This window comes from Cetobacterium somerae ATCC BAA-474 (genome assembly GCF_000479045.1).
In the GTDB taxonomy this organism is placed as follows: Bacteria; Fusobacteriota; Fusobacteriia; order Fusobacteriales; family Fusobacteriaceae; genus Cetobacterium_A; species Cetobacterium_A somerae.
On record NZ_KI518170.1, the window covers coordinates 79,563 to 92,878 of the forward strand.

General features: G+C 28.9%; 11 protein-coding genes. 1 reads left to right on the forward strand and 10 read right to left on the reverse strand.

Going from position 1 to position 13,316, the window contains the following annotated elements; all coding sequences use genetic code 11:
- Positions 1-19: 19 nt before the first annotated feature.
- Positions 20-1,483, forward strand: a complete 1,464-nt coding sequence (locus HMPREF0202_RS07995) for a DUF4403 family protein (RefSeq protein WP_023050375.1) — start codon at positions 20-22, stop codon at positions 1,481-1,483.
- 38 nt (positions 1,484-1,521) lie between these two features.
- Here the strand turns inward: HMPREF0202_RS07995 and HMPREF0202_RS08000 are convergent, their stop codons facing one another.
- From HMPREF0202_RS08000 to asnA, 10 genes are all read right to left on the reverse strand, one after another.
- A complete protein-coding gene (locus HMPREF0202_RS08000) occupies positions 1,522-2,469 on the reverse strand; it encodes a Gfo/Idh/MocA family protein (protein WP_023050376.1) in 948 nt (315 codons plus the stop codon).
- Positions 2,470-2,544: 75 nt separating this feature from the next.
- Entirely contained in the window at positions 2,545-3,183 is a 639-nt protein-coding gene (locus HMPREF0202_RS08005; protein WP_023050377.1) for a cyclodeaminase/cyclohydrolase family protein, read from the reverse strand.
- A complete protein-coding gene (gene hutI / locus HMPREF0202_RS08010) occupies positions 3,184-4,440 on the reverse strand; it encodes an imidazolonepropionase (protein ID WP_023050378.1) in 1,257 nt (418 codons plus the stop codon).
- A gap of 20 nt (positions 4,441-4,460) precedes the next feature.
- Positions 4,461-5,357: a glutamate formimidoyltransferase gene (gene ftcD / locus HMPREF0202_RS08015; RefSeq protein WP_040406916.1), complete on the reverse strand. Its 897-nt coding sequence runs from the start codon at positions 5,355-5,357 to the stop codon at positions 4,461-4,463.
- 12 nt (positions 5,358-5,369) lie between these two features.
- Positions 5,370-6,902, reverse strand: a complete 1,533-nt coding sequence (hutH, locus tag HMPREF0202_RS08020) for a histidine ammonia-lyase (RefSeq protein WP_023050380.1) — start codon at positions 6,900-6,902, stop codon at positions 5,370-5,372.
- 18 nt (positions 6,903-6,920) lie between these two features.
- Entirely contained in the window at positions 6,921-8,219 is a 1,299-nt protein-coding gene (locus tag HMPREF0202_RS08025) for a Na+/H+ antiporter family protein (RefSeq protein WP_023050381.1), read from the reverse strand.
- A gap of 172 nt (positions 8,220-8,391) precedes the next feature.
- The gene (gene hydF / locus HMPREF0202_RS08030) at positions 8,392-9,579 is read right to left on the reverse strand and encodes a [FeFe] hydrogenase H-cluster maturation GTPase HydF (RefSeq protein ID WP_023050382.1); all 1,188 of its coding nucleotides are present in this window, start codon (positions 9,577-9,579) and stop codon (positions 8,392-8,394) included.
- Between the two features lie 9 nt (positions 9,580-9,588).
- On the reverse strand, positions 9,589-10,980 hold the full coding sequence (gene hydG / locus HMPREF0202_RS08035) for a [FeFe] hydrogenase H-cluster radical SAM maturase HydG (RefSeq protein WP_023050383.1): 1,392 nt from the start codon (positions 10,978-10,980) through the stop codon (positions 9,589-9,591).
- A complete protein-coding gene (gene hydE, locus HMPREF0202_RS08040; RefSeq protein WP_023050384.1) occupies positions 10,965-12,011 on the reverse strand; it encodes a [FeFe] hydrogenase H-cluster radical SAM maturase HydE in 1,047 nt (348 codons plus the stop codon). Before hydE ends, hydG begins: the two co-directional genes overlap by 16 nt.
- A 75-nt stretch (positions 12,012-12,086) precedes the next feature.
- On the reverse strand, positions 12,087-13,070 hold the full coding sequence (gene asnA / locus HMPREF0202_RS08045; RefSeq protein WP_040406937.1) for an aspartate--ammonia ligase: 984 nt from the start codon (positions 13,068-13,070) through the stop codon (positions 12,087-12,089).
- Between the last annotated feature and the right edge of the window lie 246 nt (positions 13,071-13,316).

Here is a 13,316-nt window from a genome sequence, read left to right on the forward strand (position 1 = left end):
TATTTAACAGGAGGTTTATATGAAGTATAATAAAATTTTTACCAACAAATATTGTTTATCACTTTTTGCTCTACCATTTATTTTAGGAACATATGCCTATTCAGAAGATAATTCTACATCTAAGGTTGATGTAGATATTATGATGAAGAAATCTATTGTTGAAAATATTATTAATAATCAATTACCTTATACAATTGAAGATTCAGGTTCTGGAAATCAAATTTTTAATGGTGGTAAAAATAATCTATTAGGATTTGGACTTGATATCCTTGGAAGTGTGGATAAAAAATTCTCACAGTTTTCAGAATCTTTTGTTTGGGCTTACAAAATAAATCGTTCTCCTATTAGTTTTTCAGCACAAGAACAACAAATTCAAGCTGTGACTAATATCAATGGAAACTTTAAAGCAAGTTGGAGTAGAGAAAGTCAAAGTACTGAAATTGCACTGAATGGTACTGCTGGAATTTCAAGTATCGTTAGTATATCTCCTAATTGGCAAATAAGTGCTAATAGTACACCATTTTTAAATATCTCTAACAATAATTTACCATTAACTTTAAATATTTATGGTCTTAATTTAAAAACTGATATAAATATTGGAGATAGTTTGGAAAAAAGTATTGTTTCAAAATTAAGAACTGCTACAAACGAACTTGATAATAAAATACAAGCCTTTGACTTAAGATCTCTTGTTGAAAAATATTGGTTAGAATTTAAAGAGCCTATATTAGTTAATCCTGAATATAAACTTTGGCTAACAGTAAACCCACAATCAGCAAGATATTCTAACTTAGTTACTACTGATAATAACTTAGGAATTAAAGTTGGTAGTGATGTTAATCTTCATCTATACTTTGGAGAGAAACCTGCTGCTTTAAATCTTACAACTCTTCCTAGTATGAATTATGGATTTGTAAATGATTCATTTAATATTATATTACCTGTTTCAGCATCATATAAAAGCTTAAATGAAGTTATAAATACAAATTTAACTAATAAAGATATTCAATTGACATCAGGTATATCTTCAAATATAAAAAATATAAATATATCTTCAGAAAACTCAACTTTGTATGTTACATCTGACTTTAATTTATCTATCTTTGGCTTTTTACACCCAAGTGGAATTATAAAAGCTAATGTAAAACCTAATTTTAATAATGAAATTGGAACTTTAAGTGGTGACGATTTTGATTATACATTAGAAACTGATAGCGTTATACTAAAAATAGGAAATTATTTCTTTAAAAATAAAATAATAAATTTAATTAAAAATAATTACCTATCTTTTAATCCCACAAATGAAATGAAATTAGCTCAAAACTACTTACAAACAAAAGTTGAAAATATTGAACTAGAAAAGAATGTAAATTTAAAATCTACTATAAATACTTTTAAAATCGTGGGTCTAAACATAAATAATGATTCTATTTCAGCTATTTTCAATACTAGTGGTAAAGCAACTATTGAAATATCTGAGTAATTTTATGATTATTATAAAAATAGAGGAGATATTCTCCTCTATTTTTGTGTTAATATTCTTATTACCTCTTTTGATATTTCTTTAGTATTTATATCTGATTCAACTTTACCTTTTTTTATCAAACTTATAAATTCTTCTAATTCATAAATCATACTATTATCTTCTTGAGGAACGCTAATATTTTCAATTTCACCATTTCTATAACAAATTTTTACCTCTTTTATATTAGAAATACTATCTATTATAATTGAACCCTTTTCTCCTTGAATTTCACTTCCAATATAACTGTTTGTTATTTTTGAATAAACTATTACTCCTGCCATATTTTTATACTCTAAAAGTGCACTTCCAATCCCAGGAACTCCACTATCTAAAGTGTAATTTATTATTTTACTATTTAATGGAATTCCAAAAAGTCTCAATATAAAATACAATGGATAAACACCAATATCTAAATGCGCTCCTCCTCCATATTTAGGGTCAAAAATATTTGTTAATTCTCCATCTTTTAAATTATCATATCTCGATGAATATTGACAAAAATTTCCTATAAAACCTCTTACATCACCTATTTTATAGATATTTTTTTCTATTGATTTAAAATTAGGTAAGAATGTATTTTTCATAGCTTCCATTAAACTTACTTTATTTTCATAAGCTACTCTATACATCTCTTCAATTTCTTTTTCATTAATTCCCATAGGTTTTTCGCATAACACATGTTTTTTATTTTTTAATAACTCTAAAGTCTGGTTATAATGCAACGAGTTGGGACTTGCTATATAAACCATATCTAAATCTTGTCTTTTACATAGTTCTTCAAACTCTATAATTATATCCTCTACTCCATATTTTTTACCAAACATTAATCCATTTTCAAAATTTCTTGAATAAATTGCTTTAAGCTCACATCCCATAACTTTTTGAATAGCATTTGCAAATTCATCTGAAATTTTACTAGTACCTATTATCGCTATTTTTATCATTAGTATCTCCTTTATAAAACTTAATTTTCAAAAAAAAGATGACATAATTTCTATGTCATCTCTTACTGTTTAAAGTTATAGGCTATTGTTAACTACATTTAAAATTTCATCTTTTAACTCTTTTGATGTAACTAATATTTCATCTAACTGATTAATAGTTTCCATTTTAAATCGTTCATCATCTAAACCTGCTAAATTAACTTTGACATTTAAAATACCACCTTCTATTCCAGAGTAAAGTAGTATTGCTGACACACCTAAATCTGTAATTGCATTTTTATTACCATATTTTAATATAATTTTTAATGCTTTCAAAGTTTTTTTTGAAATTTTACAAATTTCTAAAGGTGTTTCAATTGCTAATTTTAGATTTTTTTCAATAGTTATTTTTCTAATTTCTTTTTCAGCATCATTTTCTTTAGGAAGTTTGTAAGCTGCCATAACTAAATTATACGCCTCTGTATCTTTATCTACTAGTTCTTCTAAAACTTTTCTATAATCATCAATCTCTTCAAAAGAATTTTTAAAAATAATTTGTTCTCCTTCAGGTAACTCTTTATATTTTTTTTTATCAAAAGTTAAGTGAGCAACCATTCTTCCTAAAGTACACCCTAATGCTGATACCAAAGCTGATACTGAACCTCCCCCTGGGGCTGGACTTTTAGAGTCAACTATGTTTAAAAAATCTTTAACAGATAAGTCTACTAGCTTCATTTATCCTCCTACTTTTTTATAAACTAAACATCCATTTTTGAAAACTTTTTTTGTATGACTTACACCAAAATGATATAAAATATACTCTATATTTTTAGCATCAAATACTACAAAATCCGCTTTTTTTCCCTCTTCAATTGAACCTATTCTTTTTTCTCGACCAATAGATTTTGCTGCGTTTATAGTTACTGCTTTAAAAATCTCTTTAGGTTTCATCTTCAATTTTAAAGCTGCAATTTGCATTATTAATTGTAAATTTTCCGTTGGACATGATCCAGGATTATAGTCTGTTGATAATGCTACTTGGACACCTGATTCTATCATTTTTCTTGCAGGTGCATATGCTTTTCCCAAGCTAAAAGATGTTCCAGGTAAAAGATTTGCAATTGTTTTACTATTTTTAAGAGCTTCTATGCCTTCATCACTTATTGCCATTAAATGATCTGCCGAGTTCATTTCAAACTCTACTGCTAACTCTGCTCCTTTAGTGTTTACTATCTCATCTGCATGAATTCTTAATTTAAATCCATATTTTTTAGCCTCTGAATACAATCTTCTGCTTTCTTCATTTGAAAAAACACCCTCTTCACAAAAGACATCAAAAAACTCAGCTAAATTACGCTCTTTTATAATTGGAAGTAAATCTACAATCTTCTCAAGGTACTCTTCTCTTTTATTTTTATATTCTTCTGGTAAAGCATGAGCTCCCATAAATGTTGAAACTACTTCAATTTCTTGTTCATGGTTTAATCTTTCGTTAACTTTAAGCTGCTTTAATTCTGTTTCATTATCTAATCCATATCCACTTTTAGATTCTACCGTTGTTACTCCAAATGATAACATTTTTCTTAAGGATTTTTTTGCTTTATCAAGAAGCTCTTCTTCACTTAACTCTCTAGTTGCTCTTACACTACTTAATATTCCTCCGCCTTTTTCTAAAATTTCTAAATACGGCACACCTTGAATTTTATCTAAAAATTCATTTTCTCTAGAACCTCCATGCACTAGGTGAGTATGAGAATCTATTAATCCAGGAGTTACTACACATCCTTCTGCATCTACTAATTTTGTTGTAAACTTTATCAACTTTGACGGTACTTCTCCCTGTCCAACTTCCATTATTTCATTTCCTGAAATTACTATATATCCATTTTCTAAAATTTCAATATTTTCCATTGGACTTTCTCCATCTTTTAATGGTATCTCTTTACCTGTTACTAATTGCCCTATGTTGTAAATTATTAAATCTGCGTTCATAAACTCACCTCATAAAAATTCTACTTTAATAACTCATTCTCTATTATTTTATCTATTTTAAACCCATCTAATCCTAAATAATATTCTATTGAATCAGATAAAGCCTCCATTGGAACAGCTCCTATTATTTCACTTCCAAGAACATTAACTCCGTATCTTTTTGCTTCCATTTTTACAGTTTCAAATACTCTATAAATAGGATTTTTCTTGTAATCTTTTATATTCATCGTTACTTGAACAATTCCTTTTTCTTTCATCTCAGCTGGTCCAGCCTGAATAAATCTAAATCCACCACTTGAAAATCTTATAGCCTTAGATATCTCTTTCGCTATATTTATATCTGTTGTATCTAAATTTATATTAAAAGCTATTAGAGGCATCCTTCCTCCTACTGCAGTTACTCCTGCTGTTGGATGAGGAGTTCTCTCTCCAAAATCTGGTTTCCATTCTTCTAACTTTAATTTTTCTTTCATTCCTTCGAATTCACCTTTTCTAATAGATGGTAACGAAACTCTATTAGGTGCTGTAGCTGATTCCTCATATAAAAATACTGGTACTTTAAACTTTTCCCATATTTTTTCACCTACAATTTTTGAAAGTTCTACACATTCAGCCATTGTCATATCTTTTATTGGAATAAATGGAATAACATCTGTTGCTCCCATTCTTAAATGCTCTCCTTTTTGAACATTCATATCTATTAATTCTGTAGCTATTCCAACTGATTCAACTACTGCTGCCACAATATCTTCTGGTTCTCCTATTACAGTAATTACAGTTCTATTATAATCAGCGTCTGGTTCACATCCCATAAACTTTATATTTTTATTATTCTTAAAAGGTGCTGCTATTTTTTCTATTTTCTCTAAATCTTTTCCTTCACTATAATTTGGAACACATTGAACTAACTTCTTCATTTTTACCCCCAACTATATTTTTAATTTGCCCACATTCTCTTCTACTTTTTCCACTATCTTATTAGTTTTAATTAGTTCTTCTACTTTTTCTATATCAATATACATAACTCTATCTTTATCATAATATTCGACTATTTCTCTCACTAATGTATGGGCTTCATTTGTTCCTTTACCTAATCTTTTTACATCTCTCAAATCAATACCTTGACATGCTGCTAAAATTTCCATTGCAATTACTTTTCTAACATTTCCTAAAATTTCATTGGCTTTTCTAGCAGCTATAGTTCCCATAGATACATGATCCTCTTGATTAGCTGAAGATGGTATTGAATCAACAGATGCAGGATGAGCTAAAACCTTATTTTCTGAAACCAAAGAAGCTGCACTATATTGAACAATCATAAATCCTGAGTTAACTCCTCCATTTTCAACTAAAAATGCTGGTAATCCATTATTTAAAGATGGATTAACTAATCTTTCTAATCTTCTTTCAGATATATTAGCCATTTCTGCTAAAGCTATTCCTAAAAAATCGAAAGGTAATGCCATCGGTTGTCCATGAAAATTTCCTCCAGATAATACTTCATTTTCTGTTGGGAAAATTATAGGATTATCTGTAACTGCATTCATTTCAATCTCAACTTTATCTCTTATATAGTTTAAAGCATCTTTACTTGCTCCGTGAACTTGAGGTGTACATCTAAGTGCATATGGATCTTGTACTCTCAGCTCTCCTTGCTTTGTTATTGATGTACTATTTTTTAAGATTTTATTTACATTTTTAGCTGTATTAATTTGTCCTAAATGTCCTCTAACTTCCTGAATTCTTGGATCAAAAGCGCAAATAATTCCATTTAAAGCTTCCATGGATAAACTTGCTGCTACATCTAAATGCTTCATTAAATTTATTGCATCATACACTGTATGTGCTCCTACAGATGTCATTACCTGCGTTCCATTAATAAGAGCTAGCCCTTCCTTAGAAGATAAACTCTTAATAGACTTAATCTTTGCTTTTTTTAAGGCTTCTTCTCCAGTATATAATTCTCCTTTATAGTAAGCCTTTCCTAATCCTAACATAACTAAAACCATATGAGATAATGGTGCTAAATCTCCTGATGCACCTAGTGATCCTTTTTCTGGTATATATGGTGTTACACCTTTATTTATCATTTCCACTAATAAATCTAAAACTTTTTGACGTATTCCTGAATGACCTTGAATCAAATTATTTACTCTTAAAAGCATTATTCCTCTAACTTGATCTATTGGTAATGGGTTTCCTACACCACATGCATGGCTTATTATTAAATTTCGTTGTAAAGTTGCAGTTTCCTCTTTGGAAATTATACTATCTGAAAATTTTCCAAATCCTGTTGTTATTCCATAAGATATTTTTCCTTCCTCTACATAATCATCAACTAATTTTCTAGCTATAGCAACCTTTTCTTTAGCTTCCTCTGAAATTTTTACCTCGTACCCATTTCTTGTAACATTAATTAAATCCTCTAAAGTTAGTTTTTTGTTTCCTATTAGTAGTTCCAAATCAATCCTGCCTCCTTTTTAGAATAATACTCCACCAATAACACCTGCTATTATAAGAGGAATGTTATAGTGTATAAATGTTGGAATACAAGTATCCCTTATATGATCATGCTGTCCGTCAGCATTTAATCCAGCTGTTGGTCCTAATGTTGAGTCTGATGCAGGGGATCCTGCGTCTCCTAAAGCTCCTGCACATGCTATTAAGACAATAGTTCCTAATGGAGATATTCCTAACTCTATACATAAAGGAACGTATATAGCTGCTAAAATTGGAATTGTACCAAAAGATGTTCCTATTCCCATAGTTACAAAAAGTCCAACTAATAGCATCACAAATGACCCCATTAATTTACTTCCACCCACAACACCTACAACACCTTGTACTAAAGGTGCTATTGCCCCAGTCTCTCTGATAACACTTCCATATCCTGCTGCAACCAGCATAATAAATGCTATCAATCCCATAATTCCAATTCCACCACTTATTAATCCATCTATTTCATTCCATCTAATAACTTTTGTAGCTAACATAAATCCTATTGCCACAATAGCTCCTAAAGGAAGTGATCCTGTATAAAGTTGTATACCAAAAGCTATAATTGCTGATATTAAAGTATACCAATGCTTAAGTTCCATTTTTTCTGGAATATCTTCATGTACTCCACCTATTGATAATTCTTTATAATCTCTTGGTTTACTGTAACTTATAAATACAGCTATTAACAATCCAGCTAACATAGCAATTCCTAAAATCCAAGTTGCTTTCCAAACTTGGCTTAACTCTATATTCATACCATTACTAACAATTTGATCTCTAATTATTCCATGGAAAATTAATCCAAATCCTACAGGAAGAACTATATACGGCATTTTTAATCCAAATGTCAGAGAACATGCCATAGCTCTTCTATCCATTTTTAATTCATCCATTAATTTCAATAAAGGTGGAATTAATATTGGAATAAAAGCTATATGAACAGGAATTAAATTTTGAGAAAAACAAGCTATTACAGCAATAATTAATGCTAATATCCATTTTTTTCCACTAACTACTTTAGATATTTTCTTAGATAAAAGAGCAGCTACTCCTGTACTATTGATTGCTACAGCTAATGTACCTAAAAGAATATAGCTAAGTGCTGTTTCAGAGTTACCTCCCATTCCACCTATTAAAGTTTTCATAGTTTCGTTTATACCTATTCCTGAAGTTGCCCCTGCTACCAAAGCTGCCACTAATATTGCTAGAATTACATTTAATTTTAATAAACTTAGTACAATCATAGTAGTAACTGATAATATCACTGGATTAAAAATCATATGGCCCTCCCTTTACTTTTTTATTTTCTTAAGTGGTACTTATATTACCTCACAGATATTTTGAAGTCAATAGCTATATATAAATTTATTTATATTAATAGTTTAAATAAAAAAGCCATAAGATTAATTTTTTTAAATTAATTTTATGGCTTTTTATTTTTATAAATATTTTTTATTTAAAAATCTCTAAAGATTTATCTAAAATTCCAGTTACCTCAGCTATAACTAATCCATAATTTGTTATTGGAACATTTAATAACATTGATTCATCTATTCTACTTTGCATATGTTTTTTATTTATCATACAAGCTCCACAGTGAATAACCAAAGCATATTTTGATAAGTCTTCTGGGAAATCTTTTCCTCCTACAAAAGTAAATTCAATCTCTTTTCCAGTATAATTTTTTACAAGTTTTGGAATTTTTACTCTACCAATATCTTCATGAGAAGTATTGTGAGTGCAAGTTTCTGCAATTAATATCTTATCTCCATGATTTAAAGATTTAAGTTTTTTTACACCTCTAACTAAATCATTTAAATCTCCTTTTTGTCTAGCAAAAAGTATTGAAAAACTTGTTAACTTAGCTCTATTATTTAAAATTTTATCAACATTTTTAAAGGCTTGAGAATCTGTTACAACTAAATCAATGTCTTTAATATCCTCTAAAGCACTTTCTAATTCAGTATCTCTTACCACATAACTTTTTATTCCATGGTCAAGACACTCTCTTATAAGTTGGACTTGAGGTAGTATTAGTCTTCCTTTAGGAGCTTCAGAATCTACAGGTACAACCATTAAAACTTTTCCATTATAAGGAACCAAATCTCCTAAAAGTTTTGGTTCCTCTTTTTCTTTAATTATCTCTTTTAAAATATTTTCTTTTAACATTAAAATAGAATCTCTATTTTTTGTTGAAGCAAATATTGCTCTTGGAAATATCTTTTTTATAACATCTTTTTCATTTTCAGTTAAAAGATCATCTTTATTTATAACAAATAAAAATGGTATATTATATTTTTTAAATTGAATTTCCTGATCTTTATAGAATGCCATATCAATCTTCGTTGCATCCATAACTAAAATGGCAAAATCAGTTCGTTTTAATTCCTCTAAAGTTTTTTTCACTCTTAACTTTCCAAGAGGTGTATTATCCTCTAGTCCAGCAGTATCTATGAATAATACTGGTCCAAATGGTAAAAATTCCATAGCTTTTACTACAGAATCAGTTGTAGTTCCTTCAATTTCTGAAACTATCGCTATATTTTGCTCTGTAATAGCATTTAAAAGAGATGATTTTCCAGAGTTAGTTTTTCCAAAAATCCCTATATGTAATCTATTTGAATTTGGGGTATTTTTCATAATTTCCTCCTAAAGATACAAATCTCTCTCTCCATTTTTTATTTTTTCTAATTTTTCTAAAGTTAATATTTTAATATCTTCTCTTTTTATATTTTCTATCTCTCTTGCTATAACTTTTTCAACTTTTTCTGTTAATTCTAAATCTCCATAATCCATAGCATATTCCATTAAAGTCAATAATGCATTTGGCGAGCAAACATTTTGAATATTTCCACTTTTAGCTAATTGCATAAATCTATCCCCTGTTCTTCCCATTCTATAGCATGCTGTACAATAACTTGGTATGCAATCTTGATCTAAAAGTTCTTTTAATACCTCTAAAGGTGTTCTGTGATCAGCTAATTCAAATTGTGTCTGAGTTTTACCTTCTTCTCTGTCTGTATATCCTCCAACATCAGCAGAAGAACCTGCACTTATTTGAGAAATTCCATATTTTATTAACTCTCTTCTTAACTCAGCAGTTTCTCTCGTTGAAAGAATCATTCCAGTAAATGGAACAGCTAATCTTATTATAGCCACAATATTTCTAAATGTATCATCATCTATTTGATGAGGATACTCATCTAAACTCATTCCCTCAGCTTTTTTTATTCTAGGTACAGATATTGTATGGAAGCCCACTCCGTAATGCTTTTCTAAATATTCATTATGCATCATTAACGCTATAATTTCATATTTATAATCTGCTAATCCAAAAAGAACTCCTGCACCAACATCATCTATTCCACCTTCCATTGCTCTATTAAAAGCAGTTAAATGATATTCATAATCTCCTTTTAGAGATTTAGGATGAACTCTCTCATAGGTTGGCTTATGATATGTTTCTTGAAATAAAATATATGTCCCTATTTCAGCATCTTTTAATTTTTTATAATTTTCAACTGTTGTTGCTGCAATATTTACATTTATTCTTCTTATAGAACCATTTTCAAATTTAGTTGTATAAACTGCATCAATAGCTTCTAGCACATAATCAATAGGTACATTTACAGGATCTTCTCCTAATTCTAAAGCAAGTCTTTTATGTCCCATTTTCTCCAATAATTTAACTTCATTTTGAATTTGTTCTCTAGTTAGTTTTTTTCTTGGGAATTTATTATCTCTTTTATATCCGCAGTATGTACAGTTATTTACGCAATAATCACTTACATAAAGAGGTGCAAAAACAACTATTCTATTTCCATAAATCGATTTTTTTAACTCTCCTGCAATTTCATAAAGTCTTTTCTTTTGATTTTCATCTTTTATCTGTAAAAGAGATGCAACCTCTTTATGTGTTAATCCCTCTTTATTACTGGCTTTATCTAATATTCTATCTATCTCTTTATAATCTGTTATTTTAGATTCTTCTAATAATTTTTCTATATACTCTTGATCAATAAAATTTATTTTCTTTTCCATCTGACATTATCTCCTCTTGTTAGTACTGGCTGAAAACCAGCTTCTAAAATGCTATTTTCAATCTTTAGTTTCTCTTCTGCCGATTCTTTACCTAAAAAGACTTTTCCATTGTATAAAGCATATTTTTTTCTGCATTCCATTGGAGAAAGATTTGGCATAATTACATTAGCTCCCGCTTTAAATCCTTTCTCTCTTCCCTTAGGATCTATTGTTCCCAAAGCAGTTGTTGCTGGTAATAATACATCTGGTAAAAGAAGCCTTATTATTGCAAGTAAAGTAATTGTATCGTAAGCAGTTCCTCCATTTTCATTTTTCAAAGGAGTATCTTCATGTGGAATAAATGGTCCTATTCCTACCATATGCGGTTTAAGTTTTTTTAAAAAAATTAAATCTTTAGCATAATCTGTTAGTTTTAAACCTGGTAATCCTATTAAAAATCCACTTCCCACTTGATATCCGATTTCTTTAAGATATTCTAAACATTTTTTTCTATTATCTAAAGACATATTTGGATGAAGCTCTTTATAAAGTTTCTCATTTACTGTTTCATGTCTCAATAAATATCTATCTGCTCCTGCTTCATATAATCTTTTAAAAGATTCTTCTCCTCTTTCTCCAAGAGAAAGAGTAATAGCTATGTCTGAGTATTTACCTTTTAAAGTTTTTATTATACTTTCTAAAAGCTCATCAGAAAAATAACTATCTTCTCCACCTTGAAAAACAAAAGTTCTGTATCCTAATGAATAACCTCTATAACAACACTCTAAGATTTCTTCTTTAGATAATCTATATCTACTAGCTTTTTTATTAGAAGCTCTAATACCACAATAAAAACAATCACATTTGCATATATTAGAAATTTCTATTAATCCTCTAAAAAAAACAGTATTTCCATAATATTGTTTTCTTACCTCATATGCTTTATCTATTAAATAATCTCTATCTTCTTCTGTTAGATTAGTAAGTAACACTTCTAACTCTTCTTGTGATAAATCATTTTTAATAGATAATTTATCTATTAAATACCTCATCCTTCACCTCCAAAAGTATATAACACACCAATTATATACCCTTTTTGTCCAGAAAGACAAGTTTATTTTTACTTTTTATAATAATGGAATATTTTTAGCTTTACACTCTTCTATTACTTCTTGTGGCCATAAAGAAGCCTGAACTTCACCAATATGTAATTTATCTAAGAAAAATAGACATAATCTTGATTGCCCAATTCCACCACCTATTGTGTACGGTAACTCTCCTGCTAAAAGTTTTTTATGGAACTCTAACTCTTTTCTTCCCTCAGCTCCTGCTATCTCTAGCTGTTTAGCTAACGATTCCTCTGATACACGAATTCCCATTGATGATAGTTCCAAACCTATTTTTAATGGTTCATAATATACAATTATATCTCCATTTAAATCCCAATCATCATAATCTGGTGCTCTTCCATCATGTTTCTCTCCTGATTCTAAAACTTTTCCTATTTCACTTATAAATATTGCTCCATATCTTTTTGCATGTTCATGTTCTCTCTCTTTTGGAGTTAATTCTGGATAAAGTTTTTCTAACTCTTGAGATGTTATAAATGTTATCTCTTCAGGTAATTTCTTTGAAAGTTGAGGGTAAATATTTCTAATATAACTTTCTGTATCTTTTAATGAACTATATATTTTTTTTACAGTTTCTTGTAAAGTTTCAGTTGTTCTATCATCCTTTTCTAAAACTTTTTCCCAGTCCCATTGATCTACATAATAAGAATGAATTGGACTTAAATCTTCATCTCTTCTGATTGCGTTCATATCTGTATAAAGACCTTTTCCAGAGTCAAAACCATATTTATGAAGAGCCATTCTTTTCCATTTTGCTAAAGAGTGAACTATTACTGCATCTTGTTTACACTTTGTATCAAAAGCTACTGCTCTTTCGATACCGTTTAAATCATCATTTAAACCACTTTCAGGTGTTACGAATAAAGGTGCTGAAACTCTTGTTAAATCAAGTTTTTTAGCTAAATCTCTTTCAAAGAAATCCTTTACTTCTTTAATTGCAATCTCTGTTTCCATGATATCTAACTTTGTCTTATACATAATACTACCTCCAATTTTTTTATAAAAATAAAAAACTCTTAACATCTCCATTAGCGGAAATAGTTAAGAGTTCTAATTTAATATTATATAATACACCTACTTAAAGATGTACCTAAATAAATTTACTTTAAACAAATAAATCTACCTAATTAAATTTAAATTCTTTTTTATTTCGAGATAACGGAAATTATTCATCACAAATTTCAATAAATTATTATTGTTATTATTGTTATTATTATTACAATTATA

Coding starts and splice junctions, on each gene's coding strand:
- HMPREF0202_RS07995 (WP_023050375.1), top strand. CDS start 20: ATGAAGTATAATAAAATTTTTACCAACAAATATTGTTTATCACTTTTT.
- hydG (WP_023050383.1), bottom strand. CDS start 10,980: ATGGAAAAGAAAATAAATTTTATTGATCAAGAGTATATAGAAAAATTA.
- ftcD (WP_040406916.1), bottom strand. CDS start 5,357: ATGAAGAAGTTAGTTCAATGTGTTCCAAATTATAGTGAAGGAAAAGAT.
- hydE (WP_023050384.1), bottom strand. CDS start 12,011: ATGAGGTATTTAATAGATAAATTATCTATTAAAAATGATTTATCACAA.
- HMPREF0202_RS08000 (WP_023050376.1), bottom strand. CDS start 2,469: ATGATAAAAATAGCGATAATAGGTACTAGTAAAATTTCAGATGAATTT.
- hutI (WP_023050378.1), bottom strand. CDS start 4,440: ATGAACGCAGATTTAATAATTTACAACATAGGGCAATTAGTAACAGGT.
- HMPREF0202_RS08025 (WP_023050381.1), bottom strand. CDS start 8,219: ATGATTTTTAATCCAGTGATATTATCAGTTACTACTATGATTGTACTA.
- HMPREF0202_RS08005 (WP_023050377.1), bottom strand. CDS start 3,183: ATGAAGCTAGTAGACTTATCTGTTAAAGATTTTTTAAACATAGTTGAC.
- hydF (WP_023050382.1), bottom strand. CDS start 9,579: ATGAAAAATACCCCAAATTCAAATAGATTACATATAGGGATTTTTGGA.